We start from the raw sequence: 22,480 nt of genomic DNA on the forward strand, positions 1-22,480 counted from the left end.
AGCTATGCTGCTGGGCGGGAGCCTCGTGATATCAACGAGGCAGCAGTCTTCCATTGATGGCGGATCATCTTGTCTTCGCACGAATCTCTCTTTGATTACGAAGCCACGTTGCAGGCCTGCGCTCGCGGTGAAAAGCAGGCCTTGCAGCGTCTCTATCAACAGGAAAGCGCCCGGTTGCTCGGCGTCGCTCAGCGCTTGGTGCGTGACCGCGCGCTGGCCGAAGACATCGTGCATGACGCGTTCCTGAAAATCTGGTCCCACGCGGCCAGCTTCGATGCCTCGCGTGGTTCGGCACGTGGGTGGATCTTCAGCGTGACCCGCCACCTGGCGCTCAACACGTTGCGCAACACGGCTCGCGAGGTGCGTGTCGAAGACGACGGCAGTGAAGATCATCAGGAACAGGCGACACTGGAAGGCTGGCAGGAAATCGGCGATGCCTTCGATTGGCGGGTCAATCCAGGACGGATTACTTCATGCATGGAGCAACTGGAACCAGTAAGACGAAACTGTATTTTTCACGCTTACGTAGACGGTTATTCGCATCAGGAAATCGCGCAGAAAATTGGCGCGCCATTGGGTACGGTCAAAGCCTGGATCAAGCGCAGCCTGACGGCTTTGCGGGAGTGCATGGGATGACCCGGCCTTTAGACGACAACATTCATGAGTTGGCTGGCGAGTATGTACTCGGCACGCTCTCGGCGCAGAAGCGGCTCGACGTACAGCGTCGCCTGTCGCGCGAGCCCGACCTGCAGGCTGCCGTCAATGCCTGGGAGCAGCGTCTGCTGCCCCTGACCGAGCTGGCCGAACCGGTGACGCCATCGCCTGGCCTGTGGGATCGCATCGAACGTAACCTGCTGGACATGACCACGCCTGCCAGCACGCCGCAAAAACCGCGCGTTCGCTGGTGGGACAACCTGTCGATCTGGCGCGGCCTCGCCGGAGCAGGCCTGGCTGCTTCGCTGGTACTGGGCATGACGCTGCTGACCCGCGCACCGGCGCAACCGTCTTATCTGGTGGTCCTCGTAGGACCGCAGGACAAGGCTCCCGGCTGGGTCGTGCAGGCCAGTAACTCGCAGGAAATACAGCTTATCCCGCTGGGTGTATTCGAGGTTCCGGCCGACAAGGCGCTGGAGTTCTGGACCAAGGGTGACGACTGGCAAGGCCCGGTTTCGCTTGGCCTGGTCAAGCCGGGAGAGAGCCTGCATGTGCCGCTGGATAAACTGCCGCCGCTGCAACCCAATCAGTTGTTCGAGCTGACACTGGAGAAATCCACTGGCTCGCCAATCGGCAAACCCACCGGGCCGATTCAGTTCATCGGCCGGGCGGTGAAGGTGATCTGACGCAGAGGCAGACTACTTGCGGCTGCAGTCGTCCTGTTGCAGCAGGTTGGCCTGGGTCAGGTTGCAGTCTGCCGGTACGCTGCGCGTCAGCCAGACATTGCCGCCGATTGTAGAACCTTTGCCGATGGTGATACGCCCCAGAATCGTCGCGCCAGCGTAGATCACCACGTCGTCTTCAACGATCGGATGCCGTGCATGACCTTTCTGCAACTGGCCGTCCTCGTCCGACGGGAAGCGCTTGGCGCCCAGGGTTACGGCCTGATAAATCCGCACCCGCTCGCCGATGATCGCGGTTTCGCCAATGACCACGCCTGTTCCGTGATCGATGAAAAAGCTCGGGCCGATCTGCGCTCCCGGATGAATATCGATACCGGTCGCTGAATGAGCGATTTCCGAGCTGATACGCGCCAGCAGCGGCAAACCGGCGCGATACAGATAATGCGCCAGCCGATGGTGGATCACCGCCAGAATGCCGGGATAGCACAACAGCACCTCATCGACACTGCGCGCCGCAGGGTCGCCGTGATAGGCGGCCAGCACGTCGGTATCCAGCAACAGACGAATACCGGGCAGGGCCATGGCGAAACCCTGGATCAGCTCCAGCGCTCGCGCATCAATGCTGTTCAGGTCACCACCCTGCTGATGGGCCACGTAGCGCAATTCAAGCCGGGCCTGGGCCAGCAGCGCATTGAGCGCCACATCGAGCGTATGGCCGACATAGAAGTCCTCGCTTTCCTCACGCAGGTCCACCGGGCCCAGGCGCATCGGGAACAGTGCACCGCTCAAGGCTTCAAGAATCTCGCCCATGGCCGCACGCGAAGGCAGCTCACGTCCACCGTGCTCACCGCTCACCCGCCTGTTGCGAGCCCGCCAGTCTTCACGCGCGCCACGCAACTGGCTGACGATGCGCTGCAACTGCCAATGGCTGGAGCGGCCGTCGGCGGACGCTTCTGGAATATCGCTCACGCTTGACTCTCCTTGATGTGAAGGGTGGCGACCGACAGTAAGGGCCGCTGCTGTTACCACTCTACGGCAAACATTCAGACGAAAAAAACAACAATTTCTGTCGGAATACGCGAAGAGCGCCGTGCGCACAGATAAGTTGCCGTGCGAGAAACGTCTGCCTATAGTCCGGTGACTCTTTACACGGCTTATCGACGACCATGATCAAAAATCAGCTTGCCCGCTTCAAACGCCTGGACCTGATCAGCGCGCCAACGGCTCTGGAAAAGCTCGAGCGCCTGTCGGTCTGGGCAGATCGTGATATCTACATCAAGCGAGATGACACCACCACGCTGGCCCTGGGCGGCAACAAGGTGCGCAAACTCGAGTACCTGGCCGCCGATGCGCTGGCCCAAGGTGCCGACACACTGATCACCGCCGGCGCCATCCAGTCCAACCATGTCCGCCAGACCGCTGCCCTGGCCGCGCGCCTGGGCCTTGGCTGTGTGGCGCTGCTGGAAAACCCTATCGGCACCGAAGACCCCAGTTACCTGAAAAACGGCAATCGCCTGCTACTGGAGCTGTTCGATGCCAAGGTAGAGCTGGTGGAAAACCTCGACAACGCCGACGAGCAACTCCAGGCCCTGGCTGCGCGCCTGAGTTCCAGCGGCAAAAAGCCTTATCTGGTCCCCATCGGCGGCTCAAGCCCGGTAGGTGCGCTGGGTTATGTGCGCGCCGGGCTGGAACTGGCCGAGCAGATCAAACAGACCGGTATCGATTTTGCGGCTGTCGTTCTGGCCTCCGGCAGTGCCGGCACGCACAGTGGTCTGGCGTTGGCACTGGCTCACGAACAGCCGCAATTGCCGGTCATCGGCGTGACCGTATCGCGCAGTGAAGAAGCACAGCTGCCCAAGGTGCAGGGCCTGGCCGAGCGCACCGCAGAGTTGCTAGGCGTTGCGCTGCCTGAGCACTTCAAGGTCGAACTGTGGGATGAGTATTTCGCCCCACGGTACGGCGAACCGAACGCCGGTACGCTGTCAGCCATCAAGCTGGTGGCCAGCCACGAAGGGCTGTTGCTCGATCCGGTTTATACCGGCAAGGCCATGTCCGGGCTGCTCGATGGCATTGGCCGTCAACGCTTCAACGACGGCCCGCTGATCTTCCTGCACACCGGCGGTGCGCCAGCGCTGTTTGCCTACCCGGATGCGTTCGACCAGTGACGTTCTAGCCCACGCGGCTTTTATGCCTTTCCAGAGGGAAAATAACTTTTTTTGTTATTTTTCCTCATAAGCAGATGGCTATATAGTCGCGCCCGACAGACCACAACGCTTAACCTTACACCTGACGTAACTGCCTGAAAAAAAGCTGAATAATCAGCACGAAGTTGCTCGAGTCGGGTCAGAAAATGGCCAGACACTTCCATACCAACAAGGGGCTCGCATGAACATTTCCGCTATTCGTCGTACGTTTCTTTTCTCGGCAATGGGCTTGATGCTCAGTGCCGGTATCGCCGGGCAAGCCATGGCTGGCGAGCAACTGCAGAAAATCAAGGACAGCGGTACGCTCAATGTCGGCCTGGAAGGCACTTACCCACCGTTCAGCTTTGTGGATGAGAGCGGCAAGCTCACCGGCTTCGAAGTCGAGTTTTCCGAAGCGCTGGCCAAGGAACTGGGTGTGAAGGCCAAGATCCAGCCGTCGAAATGGGATGGCATCCTGGCCGCTCTGGATTCCAAGCGTCTGGACGTGGTGATCAACCAGGTGACCATTTCCGACGAGCGCAAGAAGAAGTACGACTTCTCCGAGCCCTACACCGTGTCCGGTATTCAGGCGCTGGTTTTGAAGAAGAACGAAGACGCGATCAAGTCCGCCAAAGACCTGACGGGTAAAAAGGTCGGTGTAGGTTTGGGCACCAACTACGAGGAATGGCTCAAGGCAAACGTTCCAGGCGCAATCGTCAAAACCTATGACGATGACCCGAGCAAGATCCAGGACCTGAGTGTCGGTCGTATTGATGCGATCCTCGTTGACCGTCTGGCCGCTCTGGAAATGGCTGCCAAGACAAAAAACAAACTCGTCCCGGCGGGCGACGCATTCTCCCGCCAGGAGTCGGGCATTGCCCTGCGTAAAGGCGAGCCTGAATTGCTGGCGGCCATCGACAAGGCCATCGACAAGCTGCGTGCGGACGGTACGCTGAAGAAATTGTCGGAAAAGTACTTCAACGCTGACGTCACCAAATGATTGAAGAGAGCCTTCAGCTCGCGCTGGACTCCGCGCCCTTCCTGCTCAAGGGCGCGTACTACACGGTTTTCCTCAGTATTGGCGGGATGTTTTTCGGTTTGCTGCTGGGCTTCGGTCTGGCATTGATGCGCCTCTCGCGTATCAAACCAGTGAACTGGATAGCGCGTATCTACGTGTCGTTCTTTCGTGGCACGCCCTTGCTGGTGCAGCTGTTCGTGATTTATTACGGCCTGCCGGAGCTGGGTATCCAGCTCGAACCGCTGAGCGCCGCACTGATCGGTTTTTCCCTGAACATGGCCGCCTACGCCTGCGAAATCCTGCGCGCGGCCATCAGTTCCGTGGAGCGCGGCCAGTGGGAGGCAGCGGCCAGTATCGGCATGACCCGCTGGCAGACCATGCGTCGGGCGATCCTCCCGCAGGCCGCACGTACCGCATTGCCGCCACTGGGCAACAGCTTTATCTCGCTGGTCAAGGACACGGCGCTGGCAGCCACCATCCAGGTCCCGGAGCTGTTCCGTCAGGCGCAGTTGATCACCGCACGCACCTTCGAAATATTCACCATGTACCTGGCCGCTGCACTGATCTACTGGATCCTTGCAACGGCGCTCTCGCACCTGCAAAACAAGCTGGAAGCCAGGGTCAACCGGCACGATCTGGAGACCTGACACATGATAGTGGTTGAAAAACTCACCAAGGCATTCAAAGGCAATGAGGTGCTCAAGGGCATCGATCTGCGTATCGAAGCCGGGGAAGTGGTGGCCATCATCGGGCCCAGCGGCTCGGGCAAGACCACCCTGCTGCGCTGCCTGAACCTGCTGGAAACCCCTGACAGTGGCAGCATCAAGGTCGGTGACATCGAGATTGATGGCACTCGCCCCATGAACCAGCAGCAGGGGTTGATCCGCCAGTTGCGTCAGCAGGTCGGGTTCGTGTTTCAGAACTTCAATCTGTTTCCGCATCGCACCGCACTGGAAAATGTCATCGAAGGCCCGGTGGTGGTCAAGAAGGTGGCCCGCGAAGCTGCCGAGGCGCTGGGCAGAAAGCTGCTCGCCAAGGTAGGCCTGAGCGGCAAGGAAGACGCTTACCCGCGACGCCTTTCCGGCGGGCAGCAACAGCGCGTGGCGATTGCACGGGCGCTGGCGATGGAGCCGCAAGTGATCCTGTTCGACGAGCCGACCTCGGCCCTGGACCCGGAGCTGGTCGGCGAGGTGCTGACCACCATTCGCGCTCTGGCTGAAGAGAACCGCACCATGGTCATCGTCACTCACGAGATGAGCTTTGCCCGGGACGTCGCCAACCGGGTGATCTTCATCGACAAGGGAGTGATCGTGGAGCAAGGCGAAGCCAAAGCGCTGTTTGCCAACCCGAAAGAAGAACGCACAAGGCAGTTTCTTGAGCGTACCCGCTCCTGATCAGGAAGATCAGCCTGCGCAAAAAGCAGCGTGTATTCAGTGGCGCTGCTTTTTTCTTACATTTCTGGAAGGATTGATCGTTCAATATCCTTGCTGAATTCCCGCGTAATTTTCCGAAAAATCATCGAAATAATAAAATTAGCGTACGTCCGTTCTGCGCCCTGATCCGTAGCCGGCTGCGCCGTTGCGTGCCCGTCTTGCCAGACGTTCCCTTACAGCCTTAATCCCGTCGGTTACAGTCTGTTGCCATTGATACTTTGTGGTAGGACAGTTGTTTAGTGGGAAGTCAACGGTTCCAAACATACAGCGTAGGAAGTATCCGGTTTTCAAGTAAACAAGCCTTAAATGCACTTCGCACATTGACAAGTGCCCGCAAAGCCCATTAGCTCACCTACTTCACTCATTCCAGTGAGGCAGCAAAGTTTCAAGTACACAATTCATACCGTTTGTAATGTTTGCCATAACTTGGATATTTAAGGTACTTATCCCCCTGCCTGAACCGCACACTTTATTACTTGAACATGACAACTTATGACGATTCTTTACTTGAACTATTGATTATCAGGAGCACCCCGACATGAATCAAAGCACTTGCAACGCCCACCCCCTGAGCTTGCCGATCCCTTCTGTACCGCTGGCGAGCCGGCATGGCATAGGCGTGAGGAACGCCTCTCAACTCGTTGTTCATGTTGATCCCTACGGCAGCATGGAAGAAGGCGATCTGATCGAACTGTTTTGGGACGGTTGTTACGTCGCGTCAACAATTTTGAAGGCATCCGACGTCGGCAAGCCGGTCATCCTACGTGTGCCGGAAAGCTTTCTGCAGAATGGCAAGGCGAGAACCTACTACCGGGTCATGAAGATAGGCGGAGTGCCCGTGACTTCGCCCTGCCGCAAGCTATGGGTCAAGCTCAACGCACCGGGAGGACAGCTGGTCAGCGCCAATACGGAAGAAAACCAGGGGCTGGCGCCACTCTATGTGGCGCCATCGGTCATACGCCACGGCCTTTCGCGCAGACACCTGGAGGGCGGCTTGCCGATGACCATCGAGCCTTATCTGAACATGGCTGTTCACGACGAGATCACCATACGTTGGGGCGATCTGCGTATGGACCTGCCGCCGCTCACCGCCGACGATGTCGGTGAGCCGGTCGATTTGGTTGTACCGCCTGAGTTGATACGCGAAGGCGGAGACGAGCAACGGCTGGAAGTGAGTTACTGTGTCATCGACCGGGTGGGCAACAACTCGCTTTGGGCACCGCCCCGGATAATAAAGATCCAACCGCTGGGGCATTGAATACCTGACGACGGCCAGTCGGATAAACCGCGTCACTCCACGATACTGTTCAATGGACAGCACCGCACGGAACACTCTAAAAACGCAGCGTTATTTATTCACGCTCATTACGTGTATTAAACATTGGCCACGCGGGTAAGAAAGTTCAACGTCGCTTCGGCATACACCATGTTTCATCCACACTTGCTTCTGCGCAGGCGTCTAACAGGTTGTGTTACGCAAGGTGAGTACATAAACAGGCATTGGCGACTGACAATAACCATCTATGCTTATTCCAAAAAGCACGTTTTAAAAACTTTTATACACGCTTAGGGTATATGCACCGGACCACCGGACATCGTGATGTTTTCCAGCCGCACCTGATGCGGCCTACTGCTACGAGGTTCCGATGGTCCCTTTCACAACTACCCCTGTGGACAAACCCAGGGTCGTATCGATTGACGGTGAGCGACGCGAGTCTGATCCGGCAACGGTAGCGACCCACCGCGTCGAGGCTCCACAAGAACCTGACGTTGCCCCCCGCCTGCTGAAGGCAACCGTGTTGCAAAACGACGCGCAAGCCATTGCAGCAGCCCACGACCTGGCGGCGGCCGCGCAGATCAATGCCGCCAATCGCGACAGACAACGCGCCTTGCCATGGGCTGAAATCGAACAGTTCACCCGCAGTGGACTGGGCAGTATTTCCATCCCGCGCGCGTACGGCGGCCCGCAAGTGTCGTTCGTCACGGTAGCCGAAGTCTTCAGGATCATTTCTGCTGCCGACCCGGCACTGGGACAGATTCCGCAAAACCAGTTCGGCATTCTGCACTTGCTGCAGAGCAGCGCCACCGAGCAGCAGAAGAAAACGCTGTTCCAGAGCGTGCTGAACGGTTGGCGCATCGGCAACGCAGGGCCCGAGCGTGGCACCAAAAATACCCTGGAACTCAAGGCACGGATCACCACCAACGGTGACCGTCTGAGCATCACCGGACAGAAGTTCTACTCCACGGGTGCGTTGTTCGCACATTGGGTTGCGGTCAAGGCGCTGGATGACCAGGGGCGGCAGATAATGGCCTTCGTCCAGCGTGGCACTCCGGGACTGCGCATCGTTGATGACTGGTCGGGCTTTGGCCAGCGCACCACCGCCAGCGGCACGGTACTGCTCGACAACGTGCCGGTGGACGTTGCGCTGGTGGTCGATAACTGGCGCCTGTCACTGACGCCGAACATTCAGGGCGCGGTTTCGCAACTGATCCAGGCCGCGATCGACGCGGGTATTGCGCGCGGCGCCATCGACGATGCGATTGCTTTTGTACGCGAGAAATCCCGTCCATGGATCGACGCCAACGTCGAGCGCGCCAGCGATGACCTCTACGTGATCGCCGACATCGGCAAGCTGAAACTCGAACTGCACGCGGCAGAAGCCCTGCTGCGCAAGGCGGGCCAGGAGCTCGACGAGATCAACGCTGCGCCTATCGATGAGCACTCGGCAGCCCGCGCCTCCATCGCGGTGGCGCGAGCCAAGGTACTGACCACCGAGATCTCGCTGCTAGCCAGCGAGAAGCTGTTCGAACTGGCAGGCAGCCGCGCGACATTGGCCGAGTTCAATCTTGATCGCCACTGGCGCAACGCGCGGGTCCACACCCTGCATGACCCGGTGCGCTGGAAATACCACGCGGTCGGCACCTGGCATTTGAACGGCACCCTGCCTGCTCGCCATTCCTGGATCTGAACCAGACCACTGGAGAAACCCCTTCATGAGTTCCAACCCAAAAGCGCGCGATAACGCGGCGCTGATCACCAGTGACGCTCAGGCCCTGCATGTAGCCCGCGAACTGGCCCTGCAATTGAAAACCGACAGCGCACATCGCGATCGCGAGCGCCGTTTGCCGCATGCCGAACTCGAGCTGTTCAGCCAGTCCGGTCTATGGGGCATCAGTGTGCCGCAAGCCCTTGGCGGCGCGGGTGTTTCCAACATCACCCTGGCCAAGGTGATCCAGCTGATTTCAGAAGCCGATGGCTCGCTGGGCCAGATTCCACAAAACCATTTTTACGCTCTGGAAGTGCTGCGTGTGAACGGCAGTCCGGAACAGCAGGCGCGCTTGTACGCCGAGGCACTGGCAGGCGTACGCTTCGGCAATGCGCTGGCCGAACTGGGGACCAGAACCGCACATGACCGCACCACTCGCCTGAGCCGCGACGGGGACGGTTATCGCATCAACGGCCGTAAGTTCTACGCCACCGGCGCGCTGTATGCGCAACGTATTCCCACCTCGGTCGTTGACGACGAGGGTGTGCAGCAACTGGTGTTCGTGCCGCACGACAGCGAGGGTCTCAGTGTCATCGATGACTGGAGCGGTTTCGGGCAGCGCACCACGGGCAGTGGCTCGGTGGTGTTCGACAATGTGCATGTCAGCGCCCGCGATGTCGTGCCGTTCCAGAGCGCCTTCCAGCGCCCCACCACGGTCGGGCCGCTGGCGCAGATTCTCCACGCCGCGATCGACACCGGTATTGCCCGTGCTGCCTTCGAGGACGCCCTGGCGTTCGTGCAGACGCGTACCCGGCCATGGATCGATTCGGGTATCGAAAAGGCTGTGGACGACCCGTTGACGCTGCACAGCTTCGGCAAGCTGGGTATTCGCCTGCATGCCGCCGAAGCACTGCTTGAGCGCGCCGGTGAGTTTCTGGATGTCGCTCAGGCCGACAGCAATGCCGAGACTGTCGCCGCTGCGTCGATCGCCGTGGCCGAAGCGCGCGCCATCAGTACGGAGATTTCCCTGGCAGCCGGCAGCACGCTGTTCGAACTGGCGGGCAGTCAATCCACACTGGCCGAACACGGCCTGGATCGCCACTGGCGCAATGCGCGCGTTCATACGCTGCACGACCCGGTACGCTGGAAGTTTCATGCCATCGGCAATTACTACCTCAACGACACTAATCCTCCCTTGCGAGGGACGATCTGATGGCGCGTAAAAAGATCCTCCTCAACGCGTTCAACATGAACTGCATCGGCCATATCAACCATGGCCTGTGGACCCATCCACGGGACACCTCGACGCAATTCAACAGCCTGGAATACTGGACTGACCTGGCGAAACTGCTGGAACGCGGACTGTTCGACGGCCTGTTCATCGCCGACATCGTGGGCGTGTATGACGTCTATCAGAACTCGGTGGACGTCACCCTCAAGGAGGCGATCCAGTTGCCGGTCAACGATCCGCTGCTGCTGGTCTCGGCCATGGCCGGGGTCACCAGACATCTGGGCTTCGGCCTGACCGCCAACCTGACCTACGACGCGCCCTATCTGTTTGCCAGGCGCATGTCGACGCTGGATCACCTGAGCCGTGGCCGGGTGGGCTGGAACATCGTCACCGGCTACCTCGATAGCGCGGCGCGGGCCATGGGCCTCAGCGAGCAGAACGAACATGACCGCCGTTACGATCAGGCCGACGAGTACCTGGAGGTGCTGTACAAGCTCTGGGAAGGCAGTTGGGAAGACGATGCCGTGATCAACGACCGCGAACAGCGCGTCTACGCCCAGCCGGGCAAGGTCCACAAGGTCAGGCATCAGGGCGAGTTCTATCAGGTCGAGGGTTATCACCTCTGCGAGCCGTCGCCGCAACGCACGCCGGTGCTGTTTCAGGCCGGCAGTTCGGAGCGCGGCCTGCAGTTTGCCGGACAGAACGCCGAATGCGTGTTCATCAGCGGGCAGAACAAGGCAGCGACCCGCGAGCAGGTCGACAAGGTGCGCGCCAGTGCCGTACGGGCCGGGCGCAATCCGGAGGACATCAAGGTGTTCATGGGCCTGAACGTGATCGTCGCGGCCACCGAAGCACTGGCTCGGGAGAAACACGCCGAATACCGCCGCCATGCCAGCGCCGAAGCCGGCGTGGCGCACTTCGCAGCGTCTACAGGCATCGATTTTTCCCAGTACGAACTGGACGAGCCCATTCAGTACGTGAAGAACAACGCCATTCAGTCCGCGACCAAAAACCTGAAAAACAACGACTGGACGCGCCAGAAACTGCTCGACCAGCACGCCTTGGGCGGCCGCTACATCACCCTGATCGGCTCGCCCGAACAGGTCGCCGACGAACTGGAATCCTGGATCGAGGAAACCGGCCTGGACGGCTTCAACCTGACCCGCATCGTCACCCCGGAAAGTTACGAGGATTTCATTGACCTGGTGATCCCGGAGCTGCAACGCCGGGGCTCATACAAGACCGCTTACCAGGACGGCAGCTTGCGCAAAAAACTGTTTCCGCAAGGCACCGACCTTTTACCGCAACGGCATGCGGGGGCGGCACACCGACATATTTGATGAAGACATGCGCCCCACGCCGAAGCGCTTGGCGTTGTACACAGGTTTTTGTGGGAGCGAGCTTGCTCGCGAAAGCGATTGTCCAGACGCCCTGTTTTCTGTGGCTGCACTGGCCTATTCGCGAGCAAGCTCGCTCCCACAGGACCGACGCGCTGCCGGGGACGGCACGCCGCCGTAGTTGATGACGACATGCGCCCCAACGCTGAAGCGCTTGGCGTTGTACGCAGGCTTTGTGGGAGCGAGCTTGCTCGCGAAAGCGATTGTCCAGACGCCCTGTTTTATGTGTCTGCACTGGCCTATTCGCGAGCAAGCTCGCTCCCACAGGACCGATGCGCTGCCGGGGACGGCACGCCGCCGTATTTGATGACGACATGCGCCCCAACGCTGAAGCGCTTGGCGTTGTACACAGGTTTTTGTGGGAGCGAGCTTGCTCGCGAAAGCGATTGTCCAGACGCCCTGTTTTCTGTGGCTGCACTGGCCTATTCGCGAGCAAGCTCGCTCCCACAGGACCGACGCGCTGCCGGGGACGGCACGCCGCCGTAGTTGATGACGACATGCGCCCCCACGCTGAAGCGCTTGGCGTTGTACACAGGTTTTTGTGGGAGCGAGCTTGCTCGCGAAAGCGATTGTCCAGACGCCCTGTTTTTTGTGTCTGCACTGGCCTATTCGCGAGCAAGCTCGCTCCCACAGGACCGAGGCGCTGCCGGGGACGGCACACCGGCATATTTGATGACGACATGCGCCCCCACGCCGAAGCGCTTGGCGTTGTACACAGGTTTTTGTGGGAGCGAGCTTGCTTGCGAAAGCGATTGTCCAGACGCCCTGTTTTTTGTGTCTGCACTGGCCTCTTCGCGAGCAAGCTCGCTCCCACAGGACCGATGCGCTGCCGGGGACGGCACGCCGCCGTATTTGATGACGACATGCGCCCCCACGCTGAAGCGCTTGGCGTTGTACACAGGTCTTGTGGGAGCAATAAGCACAAGGCGTGGGGACGAGACTTAGGGATTTTTAAAAGGACCGCATCATGAGCAAAACCCTCGCTGCACTGGCCCTCGGTCTGTTGACCCTGACCGCTTACGCCGACGATAAACCCCTGAAAGTCGGGACCACGGCAGCCTTCGCCATACCGCTCGAAGCCGCTGTCGAAGAGGCTGGCAAGCAGGGCCTGAAGGTCGAGCTGGTCGAGTTCACCGACTGGATCGCGCCCAATGTCAGCCTCGCTGCCGGCGATATCGACGTGAACTACTTTCAGCACATCCCGTTCCTGACCAACGCCAACGAAGCCGCCGGCTTCGGTCTGGTGCCTTACGCACCGGGGATCATCAACAACGTAGGTCTGTACTCGAAAAAGTACAAAAGCTTCGACGAACTGCCGACCGGCGCTACCGTGGCCATCGCCAATGACCCGATCAACAGCGGACGCGGCCTGCAACTGCTGGCCAAGGCCGGGCTGATCACGCTCAAGGAAGGTGTTGGTTACAAGGCCACCGAGGAAGACATCACGGCCAACCCGAAAAAACTCAAGCTCATTCAGGTCGAAGCCGTGCAATTGGTGCGAGCCTACGACGATGCCGATCTGGTGCAGGGCTACCCCGCCTACATCCGTCTGGCCAAGACCTTTCCCGCTGACTCGGCGATCCTGTTCGACGGCATGGACCACCCGGAATACGTAATTCAGTTCGTGATCAAGCCTGATCATAAGGATGACCCGCGTCTGGCAAAATTCGTCGATATTTACCAGCACTCGCCGGTCGTCCGCGCCTCACTGGACAAGGTCAACGGTAAGCTTTACCAGGCCGGGTGGAAAGAATGACCGCAGCCGCGCAACGCCAACGACCACTCGACATAGCGGGCGCAGGTCAGCGGGCGCAACAGGCCGAACTGCACCCGGAGCTGAATCGCGCGCATGTGCGCTTCATCAACCTGGGCAAGACCTATCATGGCAAGCAAGGCCCGGTGGAGGCGCTGGGCAATATCGATCTGGCCGTCCAGCGCGGCGAGATCTTCGGCATTATCGGTCGCAGCGGCGCAGGCAAATCCTCGTTGATCCGCACCATCAACCGCCTTGAACAACCGAGCAGCGGTCGCGTATTGATCGATCAGGTGGACATCGGCGAGTTCGACGAAGACAAGCTGGTGGAGCTGCGCCGACGCATCGGCATGATCTTCCAGCACTTCAACCTGATGTCGGCCAAGACCGTCTGGCAGAACGTCGAACTGCCGCTCAAGGTCGCAGGCGTGCCGAAGGAGCAACGCGCGCGCAAGGTCTCGCAGTTGCTGGAACTGGTGGGTTTGCAGGACAAGCACAAGGCGTATCCCGCGCAGCTGTCCGGCGGGCAGAAACAGCGTGTCGGCATCGCCCGCGCGCTGGTGCACGACCCGGCGATTCTGTTGTGCGACGAAGCCACTTCGGCGCTGGATCCGGAAACCACCCAGTCGATCCTCGGCCTGCTGCGCGAGATCAACCAGCGCCTGGGCCTGACCATCGTGCTGATCACCCATGAAATGGCGGTGATCCGTGATATCTGCCACCGTGTCGTAGTGCTGGAACAAGGGCGAATCGTCGAGCAGGGGCCGGTATGGCAGGTGTTTGGCGACCCGCAGCACGAGGTCAGCAAAACCTTGCTGGCGCCACTGCAAACCGGGCTGCCGAAAGAGTGGGCCGAACGCCTGAGCGATCAACCGCAACGACCCGATGCGGCCCTGCTGCTGGACGTGCATTTTACCGGTGTCAGTGACGAAGGGCCGGATCTGGCTGCGCTGTTTGCCGCGCTGGGCGGCAAGGTGCAATTGCTGCAGGGCGGGGTCGAGCGGATTCAGGAGCGCGCCATCGGGCATCTCATTCTGTCGGTTGCCGGCTCGCCGCACAGCCGGGACGAGCTACTGGCATGCGCCCGCACACTGGCGCCACGCGCGGAGGTATTGGGTTATGTGGGTTGATCGCTTGCTACAAGGCACCCTCGACACATTTCTGATGGTCGGTGTGTCGTCATTGATCGCACTGTTGCTGGGCATTCCGCTGGCAGTGATCCTAGTGACCAGTTCCAAAGGCGGCATCTACGAAGCACCGGGGATCAACCGGGTGCTGGGCGGCTTCGTGAACCTGTTTCGCTCGATTCCGTTTCTGATCCTGATGGTCGCGCTGATTCCGTTCACGCGGATGATCGTCGGTACCACTTATGGCGTATGGGCAGCCGTCGTGCCGCTGACCATTGCCGCCACGCCGTTCTTTGCGCGGATCGCCGAAGTGAGCCTGCGCGAGGTCGATCATGGTTTGGTCGAGGCCGCGCAGGCGATGGGCTGTCGGCGCTGGCACATCATCTGGCATGTGCTGCTGCCGGAAGCGCGCCCCGGTATCGTCGGTGGCTTCACCATTACCCTGGTGACCATGATCAACTCATCGGCCATGGCCGGTGCCATCGGTGCAGGCGGATTGGGCGATATTGCCTATCGCTATGGCTATCAACGCTTCGACACGCAGGTGATGCTGACAGTGATCGTCTTGCTGGTTGCGGTCGTAGCGCTGGTGCAACTGGGCGGCGACCGATTGGCACGCAGCTTCGACAGGCGCTAAGCAGCCGCAACGCAGCGAGGGTATATTGGCGGTCTTCCTTTACCGGACCGCCCTTGATGAAACTCGACCCACAGACCCTTGCGCAGATCACCGCCGCGACCCTCGGCAATTACAACAGCGTGGCCGACGACTTCCGCGAAGGCACCCGCGACCACGACGTCAGCCAGAATATCGACGCCCTGCTGCGGCATATCGAAGGGCCGGCACCCTGGCAGATTCTCGACTTTGGCTGCGGGCCGGGCCGCGACCTGAAAGCGTTTACCGCGATGGGCCATGTGGCGGTCGGACTCGACGGCTCCGAACGTTTCGCCGAGATGGCCCGTGCCGAGACCGGTTGCGAAGTGCTGCAGCAGAACTTCCTCGAACTCGACCTGCCGCACGGCCGCTTCGATGGCCTCTTCGCCAACGCAGTGTTGTTCCACATCCCCAAACAGGAACTGCCACGCGTCCTGCGTCAGCTGCATGCCACGCTCAAACCGGGCGGTGTACTGTTCAGCTCCAACCCGCGCGGTGAGAATCAGGAAGGCTGGAACGGCGAACGTTACGGCGCTTATCACGACCTGGAATCATGGCGCGAATTGCTGACCGAAGCAGGCTTTGTCGAACTGGAACATTACTACCGCCCCGCCGGATTGCCGAGAGAGCAGCAGCCGTGGTTGGCGAGTGTCTGGCGGCGCTAGAGCGTCGAGAACTGCATCCCCACGCAGAGCGTGGGGACGATCATCAAAAGCGGAGCGTTGGAACGATCATCAATGCGCAGGCTGCGCGTTTTCATCTTCGTTCTTTTCTTCTGCTTCGCGACGCTGTTCGTCGGTCGGTTCCTTGATGCGATACCAGGCCACGTACAACGCGGGCAGGAACAGCAAGGTCAGCAGCGTGGCGATGATGATGCCGCCGATCATGGCGTAGGCCATCGGCCCCCAGAATACTTCGCGAGCAATCGGGATCATGCCCAGGCTGGCCGCTGCAGCCGTCAACAGGATCGGACGACGGCGATGCTCGGTGGCTTCGACCACGGCGTCCCACGGCAAATAACCGCTTTTTTCATAGGCATCGATCTGGGTCACCAGAATCACCGAGTTACGGATGATGATGCCGATCAGCGCCAGCACCCCGAGAATCGCCACGAACCCCAGTGGCGTCCCCGTCGGGATCAGCGCCAGCACCACGCCGATAAGCCCCAGAGGCGCCACACTGGCTACCAGGAACATCTTCTGAATGCTGTGCAACTGAATCATCAGGAACGTCGCCATGAGAAACAACATCAGCGGCGCAACGCTGGCAATCGGCCCCTGTGCCTTGCTGCTTTCTTCGACCGTACCGCCGGTTGCCACCTTGTAGCCGACCGGCAGGCCTGCGGCAAACTTGTCGATTTCCGGTTGCAGCTGTTTGACCAGATCAGTTGGCTGAATCGCGTCGCGGACGGCGCCTTTCACGGTGATGGTCGGCTTGCGATCGCGGCGCCAGACCAATGGCTGCTCCAGCTCGTAGCCGACCGTGGCAAACGCCAGCAGCGGAATCGACGTACCGGTCGGTGTCACGATTTGCAGGTTCTGCAGGGTTTCCGGTGTGCCGCGCTCGGCATCTTCGGCACGCCCGACCACATTGATCAGATAGATATCATCGCGCACCTGAGTCACGGTAGAACCGCTGACCACGCTGTTCATCAGCTTGGCGACGTCTTCCGACGACAGCCCCAACTGCCGGGCCTTGTCCTGATTGATGTCGATGCGCAGGACCTTGCCCGGCTCGTTCCAGTCATAGATCACTTCGCCCACATGCGGGTTGTGGTCGAGCAGCGTGGCCAGCTCGATGGCGTGCTGACGCACCTTGTCGATGTTCTCGCCGCTGACGCGATACTGCAACGGACGACCCACCGGCGGGCCCATTTCCAGCGCCTGCACATACGACCCGATGCCGACGAAATCATCACGCAGGCGTTTTTGCAGACGGGCAGTCAATGCACCACGTTCTTCCAGGCCTTTGCTGACAATGACCAACTGGGCGTAGAACGGATTTTCCAGTTGCTGATCGAGTGGCAGGTAGAAACGCAACGCGCCTTGGCCAATGTAGGTGCTCCAGCGCTCGATGTCCGGGTCGTCCTTGAGGCTCGCTTCAAAACGATCAACCACCTTGCGCGTTTCGTTGATCGAGGCGCTTTGCGGCAGGTTCAGGTCGACCAGAATTTCCGGGCGGTCCGAAGACGGGAAGAACTGGTTCTGCACGAACTGCATGGAGAACAGCGACGCGGCGAACAATCCAACCGTGATGGCAATCGCCAGCCAGCGATGACGCATGGCCCAGAGCATGCTGCCGTTGAATGCCCGGCCTATGCGACCCGGCTCTTCGGATTTGGGCTTGATGTTGGCGCTCAGAATGTGCACGCCGATCACCGGCGCAAACAGAACGGCAACCACCCACGACACCAGCATCGCCACGGCGATGACAGCAAACAGCGTGAACGTGTATTCCCCCGCCGAGCTGTTGTTCAGACCGATCGGCACAAAGCCGGCCACGGTCACCAGCGTACCGGTGAGCATCGGGAACGCTGTCGAGGTGTAGGCGTACGTCGCGGCCTGCTCCTTGGACTCCCCCATTTCCAGCCGTGTGACCATCATTTCCACGGTAATCATGGCGTCATCCACCAGCAGGCCGAGGGCGATGATCAGCGCGCCGAGGGAAATCCGTTGCATGGTGATGCCGCTGTATTCCATGAACACGAACACCATCGCCAGTACCAGCGGAATCGAACACGCAACCACCAACCCTGCGCGAAACCCGAGGCTGACGAAGCTGACCAACAGCACGATAATCACCGCCTCGAACAACGCGCTGGTGAAGCCGCCCACGGCCTTGTTCACCACCTCGGCCTGATCCGATACCTTGTGCACGCCAATGCCGACTGGCAGCTCCGCCGTTGTAGCGTCCATACGCTCATGCAGCGCCTTGCCGAACGACTGGATATTGCCACCCTTCTGCATCGCGATGGCCAGGCCGATCGCCGGTTTGCCATCGAAGCGGAACAGCGGCTTGGGCGGATCGGTGTAACCACGAGAGATGTCGGCAATGTCGCTCAGACGGTAAAAGCGATCATTGATGCGCAGATTGACGGCAGCCAGATCCTTCTCGGAAGCAAACTGGCCGGAGGTACGCACCGAAATCCGCTCCGGCCCGGCTTCGATCACCCCGGCAGGCGTCACCGCGTTCTGCGATTGCAGGCTTTGCACCACCTGGCTCTGGTCAATGCCCAGTGCCGCGAGTTTGCGTGTCGAGAAGTTCAGGTACACCACTTCGTCCTGCTGACCGATCATCTCGACTTTGCCAAGGCCGGGCACGTCACGGATGTCGGCGCGGACCTTCTCGACGTAGTCACGTAACTGACGCATCGAGAAACCGTCTGCGGTAAACGCATAGATCGAGCCGTACACATCACCGAACTCGTCGTTGAACGACGGGCCTTGCAGCCCCTGCGGAAACTGGCCACGGATGTCATCGACTTTCTTGCGCACCTGATACCAGATTTCCGGTATCGCCTTGGCATTGGTCGTATCACGCAAGTACACGAAAACCGTGGACTCACCCGGTCGGGTATAGCTCTTCACGTAGTCCAGCGAGTCCAGCTCTTCGAGCTTCTTCTCGATGCGGTCGGTGACCTGCTCGAGGGTCTCGTCCACCGTCGCGCCCGGCCAGCGGGTCTGGATAATCATGGTCTTGATGGTGAAGGACGGGTCTTCCTCGCGCCCCAGCTTCATGTAGGAAAACACGCCCATCAACAGCGCGACGAACATCAGGTACCAGACGAACGACTGATGCTTGATGGCCCACTCGGATAAATTGAAATTCCCTTTCATCGCGGGCTTTCCTCATCGACTTTGACTTTCTGGCCCGGCTTGAGGCTGTTGACGCCCGCGCTCACCACTTTTTCACCCGCTTTGACGCCATCGGTCAGCACGAAGGAGTCGCTGTCACGGCTGGCAATCGTCACCGTTCTGGGGTTCACCGTCTGGCTCTGCGAGTCGACGATCCAGACCTGGCGTTTGCCATCGACTTCCTGCAGGGCATTGATCGGCAGACGCATGCGCGGCGTGATGGTCGAGCTGAGCGTCACGCTGATCGCCGTGCCCAGGCGGAACGCCGCTGGCGTTTGCGCCAGCGACAGACGCGCACGGCGCGTACGTGTCGTGCGGTCGGCCTGGGGTTCGATTTCGCGAATGGTGGCGGTGGTGTTCACTTCCGGAGTCAGCTGACTGGCGACGGTGAAGACCACGTCGGACGGTAACTGGTCGGCCAGTGTGTCGGGCAGGTCGATCACCGCTTCCTTGATGTCCGGCCGCGCCAGGGTCACGACTTCCTGACCGGCTGTCACCACCTGCCCGGCTTCGACCTTCCATTCGGTGACCACCGCATCGTGATCACTGCGCAGCTCGCTGTAACTCAATTGGTCGCGGGCCTGTTGAGCCGCGGCTTTGGCCTGTTCCTGCGACGAGCTGGCAGTCTTCAGGTCGGTCAGGGCGATGTCCAGTTGCGCCTGGGCGCCGACGCCGCGATCGAACAGCTCCTGCTGACGGCGAGCATTGGCCTGGGCGTTGATGTATTGCGCCTGAACATTGGCCAGGTCGCCCTGCCGGGCACGCACGGCGTTCTGCTGATCGGTCGGATCGAGGGTTGCGAGCAAATCGCCTTTCTTGACCTCAGCGCCTACGTCAACGTCGCGTCGGGCAATGCGCCCCGCGACACGAAAGCCCAGCACACTTTGATAACGCGCCTGGATGTTGCCGGCGAAACGCCCGAAATCCTGATTCGACTCAGGCTTTGCTTCGACGAAGACGACGGGGCGCACCGGCTCGGGAGGTGTTTCATCCTTGCCACAGCCGCTCAATAGAAAACCGCTCAACAGCAGGCCGCCCAGCGGCAGGCACGACATACGCTTCATGGCTGCACCTGTGCGTTCGGTTGCTTGGGCTGTTCGGCAATTTCGACCTGCATGTCCGGGTGTAACAACTGTCCGCCTGCCACCACGACTTTCTCTCCACTCTTGAGTCCGTCGCCAATGATGACTTTGGCGGTCAGGTAACGGGTGACGGTGACCTTGCGCAAATTGACCTTGCCCTGCTCGTCCACCACCCACACGGCGGGCTTGCCCAACTGTTCGCCGAGGTCCTTGGTCAGCGCCGCCCATGGCAACTCGACACTGGCGTTGGCCGGTGCGCTCAGCGCCACACTGACCACCGAACCCAGGTCCATGCCTTCAGGCAGCGGGTCCAGAGCGATCTTGATCTGCAAGGTGCCGGTTTGCGCCGACACCGCCGGGGTCACTTCGCGCACTTTGCCGCTGACCTTGATATTAGGGTTATCGAGTAACGTGACCTGCACAGCCTGATTGGTCGGCGGCTTGACGAACAGCGACTCGTAGACATTGAACACCGCATCGCGATCACCGTCGCGCGCCAGATCGAAAATCGGCATGGTGGCCTGCACCACTTGCCCGACCTCAGCCTGACGCGCGGTGATCACACCCGGTGCGTCAGCGACCAGAGCGGTATAACCCAGTTGTTCACGGGCATTGGCCAATTGCGCCTGCGCCGCCTTCAACGAACTTTCGCTGCCGCGCAACGCCGCTTGTGCAGAGTCATATTCGCTGCGGCTGGTATAACCCTTGGGCAACAACTTTTGTTGTCGGACGAAAGCAGCGCTGGCCTGATTCACGCGGGCCTGCTCGGCGGCCACAGCAGCAGCGGCCGAGTCGACATTGATCTGCAGATCCTTGGGATCGAGCCGCGCCAGCACCTGGCGGGCAGTGACCCGATTGCCCACATCGACATTACGCTGAATGATCTTGCCATTGACCCGGAATGAAAGACGGGTCTGCACCCGCGCCTGAACATCACCGGTGAGGGCGACACTGGCGGCGAAGTCGGCACTTTTTACCGTCTGCACGTAAACCCTGGGCAGTTCGGGCGCCGCCGGTTTTTCCTCGCCACAGCCCGCCAGCGCCGCCAAGGCAGCGGCCAGACCGAACGTAACCAGTCTTGAAATACGAACGGGCATGCAGACTCCTTGTGCAACTGCCGAGTGCGGGCGTGATCAGGGCGAGAGAATAGCGCGAGTATGCGACTGTATGCGAGAGGGAGGGTTCATTGAAACGGGGCAGAAAGCGGTTGCGCGGGAGAGGCGCGCAGCACCTTTCTTTTGAAGGTGGTCAGTTCAAACTCCGGCAAAGACACTGTCTTGATCATCTCTGCCGAACGTGAAAGTAGTGTATTTATCAAACCACCGATTCATGCCCCGCACGGATTGAACGCGAGCGCTCTTCAGGTATCGGTGGCATCCTGTCGACTTCAGACAAGTAACGTTTGAAGTCGGGCTTTCTTAAATTCTGGTATTTAGGATAGCCCCTTACAGGGCTAACAGATGACTGTGCTTCTGCGACGTTTCGTTCTAATAGGTTCGGCCTTGGCAATCGTGTGAATGTAGTCTCGTTCTGAACAGAACCGGCTTGTGATCTGGATAATCTCGCGGAGCTGATTGTCGGGCCGCGAACCCGGGCCCCGACACGGCCACGAGCAAATGCAGATTTTGCGGACATTGCACCAGAGGCCAATGACAAGGCGCCCAGACCAACAGCCACCCAACCCAGTGCCGAGCGACCCCCTACATCGGAATCGTCCATAAGCCCAGATACTGTAGCCGCGGAAGAAGCACCAAATCCGGCAAGGGTAGTCACCGCAAGTGCTTTTGCGCTAAGAACTTTAGGAAAAGCATAAGTGCCTAATGCAACACCCACCACAGCCATGGCCAAACTTGCATAAAAATCCCAAGATTCATGTCCTGTACTGTCTGTGCGATTAACCGGATCGCCAAGGCAATACGCATATACATTCAACCCACCCTTACCAAACGGACTCATACTGTCCGGGCTGTTGAAGCGCATCAGCACCGGGTTGTAGGCGCGATAACCGTTACCGAGCAGGTAATGGCCGGTCAGCGGGTCAGGCTGTTCGCCATTGAAACCAGGCAGTTCTGCAATCGTCTGCCCGGCTTGATGATGCCCGAACGGCGTATAGGCAATGTCCGCCTGGTGCCCGTCTTTGCTCGCATGCAGCACGCTGTTGTGCAGGTCGCTGGCGATCATCGTTGTCACGACCTCATCCCCCTCCCGACTCTGTTGCGCCAGCCATTGTGCGCCTGCACGGATACAGGTTCGTTGCCTGTCGCCGTGCAATTCGGTCATCAGTTGCTCGCCGTTGCAGAAACGACTGGAGAAGGCCTGAGCCAATGGCGTCACTGTGGATACGCGGTCCAGCGGGTCGTAGGTGTACTTGCAGAGAATAGCCATTATCGTTCCCTGATCAAGAAGGTCAGGCCTAAGCGTGCCCC

At 59.8% G+C, this 22,480-nt stretch carries 19 protein-coding genes; 14 read left to right on the top strand and 5 right to left on the bottom strand.

What is annotated here, in order from left to right; translation table 11 throughout:
• Positions 1-69: 69 nt before the first annotated feature.
• On the top strand, positions 70-636 hold the full coding sequence (locus JOE34_RS04490) for a sigma-70 family RNA polymerase sigma factor (protein ID WP_003414203.1): 567 nt from the start codon (positions 70-72) through the stop codon (positions 634-636).
• Positions 633-1,340 carry an anti-sigma factor gene (locus tag JOE34_RS04495; RefSeq protein WP_010414204.1) on the top strand — a complete coding sequence of 236 codons (708 nt, stop codon included), beginning with the start codon at positions 633-635 and terminating at the stop codon, positions 1,338-1,340. The genes JOE34_RS04490 and JOE34_RS04495 overlap by 4 nt, the downstream gene beginning before the upstream one ends.
• A 12-nt stretch (positions 1,341-1,352) precedes the next feature.
• On the opposite strand, the gene epsC is transcribed toward JOE34_RS04495, so the two are convergent.
• Positions 1,353-2,306: a serine O-acetyltransferase EpsC gene (epsC, locus tag JOE34_RS04500; protein WP_003341466.1), complete on the bottom strand. Its 954-nt coding sequence runs from the start codon at positions 2,304-2,306 to the stop codon at positions 1,353-1,355.
• 197 nt (positions 2,307-2,503) lie between these two features.
• Here epsC and JOE34_RS04505 point away from each other — a divergent pair, with 197 nt between their 5' ends.
• From JOE34_RS04505 to JOE34_RS04560, 12 genes are all read left to right on the top strand, one after another.
• The gene (locus JOE34_RS04505) at positions 2,504-3,502 is read left to right on the top strand and encodes a D-cysteine desulfhydrase (protein WP_209995148.1); all 999 of its coding nucleotides are present in this window, start codon (positions 2,504-2,506) and stop codon (positions 3,500-3,502) included.
• A gap of 220 nt (positions 3,503-3,722) precedes the next feature.
• The gene (tcyJ, locus tag JOE34_RS04510) at positions 3,723-4,520 is read left to right on the top strand and encodes a cystine ABC transporter substrate-binding protein (RefSeq protein ID WP_003341469.1); all 798 of its coding nucleotides are present in this window, start codon (positions 3,723-3,725) and stop codon (positions 4,518-4,520) included.
• Complete coding sequence (tcyL, locus tag JOE34_RS04515; RefSeq protein ID WP_003341471.1) at positions 4,517-5,185, top strand: cystine ABC transporter permease; 669 nt, start codon at positions 4,517-4,519, stop codon at positions 5,183-5,185. Before tcyJ ends, tcyL begins: the two co-directional genes overlap by 4 nt.
• A 3-nt stretch (positions 5,186-5,188) precedes the next feature.
• Entirely contained in the window at positions 5,189-5,932 is a 744-nt protein-coding gene (gene tcyN / locus JOE34_RS04520) for an L-cystine ABC transporter ATP-binding protein TcyN (RefSeq protein WP_010414186.1), read from the top strand.
• Between the two features lie 577 nt (positions 5,933-6,509).
• Positions 6,510-7,229 carry a hypothetical protein gene (locus JOE34_RS04525; RefSeq protein WP_003430232.1) on the top strand — a complete coding sequence of 240 codons (720 nt, stop codon included), beginning with the start codon at positions 6,510-6,512 and terminating at the stop codon, positions 7,227-7,229.
• A gap of 538 nt (positions 7,230-7,767) precedes the next feature.
• Complete coding sequence (locus JOE34_RS04530) at positions 7,768-8,940, top strand: SfnB family sulfur acquisition oxidoreductase (RefSeq protein ID WP_229699103.1); 1,173 nt, start codon at positions 7,768-7,770, stop codon at positions 8,938-8,940.
• Between the two features lie 25 nt (positions 8,941-8,965).
• Positions 8,966-10,171 carry an SfnB family sulfur acquisition oxidoreductase gene (locus tag JOE34_RS04535; RefSeq protein WP_010414173.1) on the top strand — a complete coding sequence of 402 codons (1,206 nt, stop codon included), beginning with the start codon at positions 8,966-8,968 and terminating at the stop codon, positions 10,169-10,171.
• Entirely contained in the window at positions 10,171-11,529 is a 1,359-nt protein-coding gene (locus JOE34_RS04540; RefSeq protein WP_046265693.1) for an LLM class flavin-dependent oxidoreductase, read from the top strand. Before JOE34_RS04535 ends, JOE34_RS04540 begins: the two co-directional genes overlap by 1 nt.
• 1,024 nt (positions 11,530-12,553) lie before the next feature.
• On the top strand, positions 12,554-13,342 hold the full coding sequence (locus JOE34_RS04545) for a MetQ/NlpA family ABC transporter substrate-binding protein (RefSeq protein ID WP_003392434.1): 789 nt from the start codon (positions 12,554-12,556) through the stop codon (positions 13,340-13,342).
• Positions 13,339-14,469 (top strand): methionine ABC transporter ATP-binding protein, encoded by a 1,131-nt coding sequence (locus tag JOE34_RS04550; RefSeq protein ID WP_046266953.1) that lies wholly within the window; start codon positions 13,339-13,341, stop codon positions 14,467-14,469. The genes JOE34_RS04545 and JOE34_RS04550 overlap by 4 nt, the downstream gene beginning before the upstream one ends.
• A complete protein-coding gene (locus JOE34_RS04555; protein WP_003341491.1) occupies positions 14,459-15,103 on the top strand; it encodes a methionine ABC transporter permease in 645 nt (214 codons plus the stop codon). The genes JOE34_RS04550 and JOE34_RS04555 overlap by 11 nt, the downstream gene beginning before the upstream one ends.
• 56 nt (positions 15,104-15,159) lie before the next feature.
• The gene (locus JOE34_RS04560; RefSeq protein WP_003392437.1) at positions 15,160-15,783 is read left to right on the top strand and encodes a class I SAM-dependent methyltransferase; all 624 of its coding nucleotides are present in this window, start codon (positions 15,160-15,162) and stop codon (positions 15,781-15,783) included.
• Positions 15,784-15,852: 69 nt separating this feature from the next.
• On the opposite strand, the gene JOE34_RS04565 is transcribed toward JOE34_RS04560, so the two are convergent.
• The 4 genes from JOE34_RS04565 to JOE34_RS04580 all read right to left on the bottom strand — a co-directional run bounded on the left by JOE34_RS04565 (position 15,853) and on the right by JOE34_RS04580 (position 22,439).
• Positions 15,853-18,954: an efflux RND transporter permease subunit gene (locus tag JOE34_RS04565; protein ID WP_032662985.1), complete on the bottom strand. Its 3,102-nt coding sequence runs from the start codon at positions 18,952-18,954 to the stop codon at positions 15,853-15,855.
• Positions 18,951-20,036, bottom strand: coding sequence for an efflux RND transporter periplasmic adaptor subunit (locus tag JOE34_RS04570; RefSeq protein WP_010414145.1), 1,086 nt, complete (start codon positions 20,034-20,036; stop codon positions 18,951-18,953). The genes JOE34_RS04565 and JOE34_RS04570 overlap by 4 nt, the downstream gene beginning before the upstream one ends.
• The gene (locus JOE34_RS04575; RefSeq protein ID WP_010414141.1) at positions 20,033-21,151 is read right to left on the bottom strand and encodes an efflux RND transporter periplasmic adaptor subunit; all 1,119 of its coding nucleotides are present in this window, start codon (positions 21,149-21,151) and stop codon (positions 20,033-20,035) included. The genes JOE34_RS04570 and JOE34_RS04575 overlap by 4 nt, the downstream gene beginning before the upstream one ends.
• A gap of 217 nt (positions 21,152-21,368) precedes the next feature.
• On the bottom strand, positions 21,369-22,439 hold the full coding sequence (locus JOE34_RS04580; protein ID WP_010414138.1) for an RHS repeat-associated core domain-containing protein: 1,071 nt from the start codon (positions 22,437-22,439) through the stop codon (positions 21,369-21,371).
• Positions 22,440-22,480 lie beyond the last annotated feature (41 nt).

This window comes from Pseudomonas sp. PvP028 (assembly GCF_017832255.1).
Lineage (GTDB): Bacteria > Pseudomonadota > Gammaproteobacteria > Pseudomonadales > Pseudomonadaceae > Aquipseudomonas > Aquipseudomonas syringae.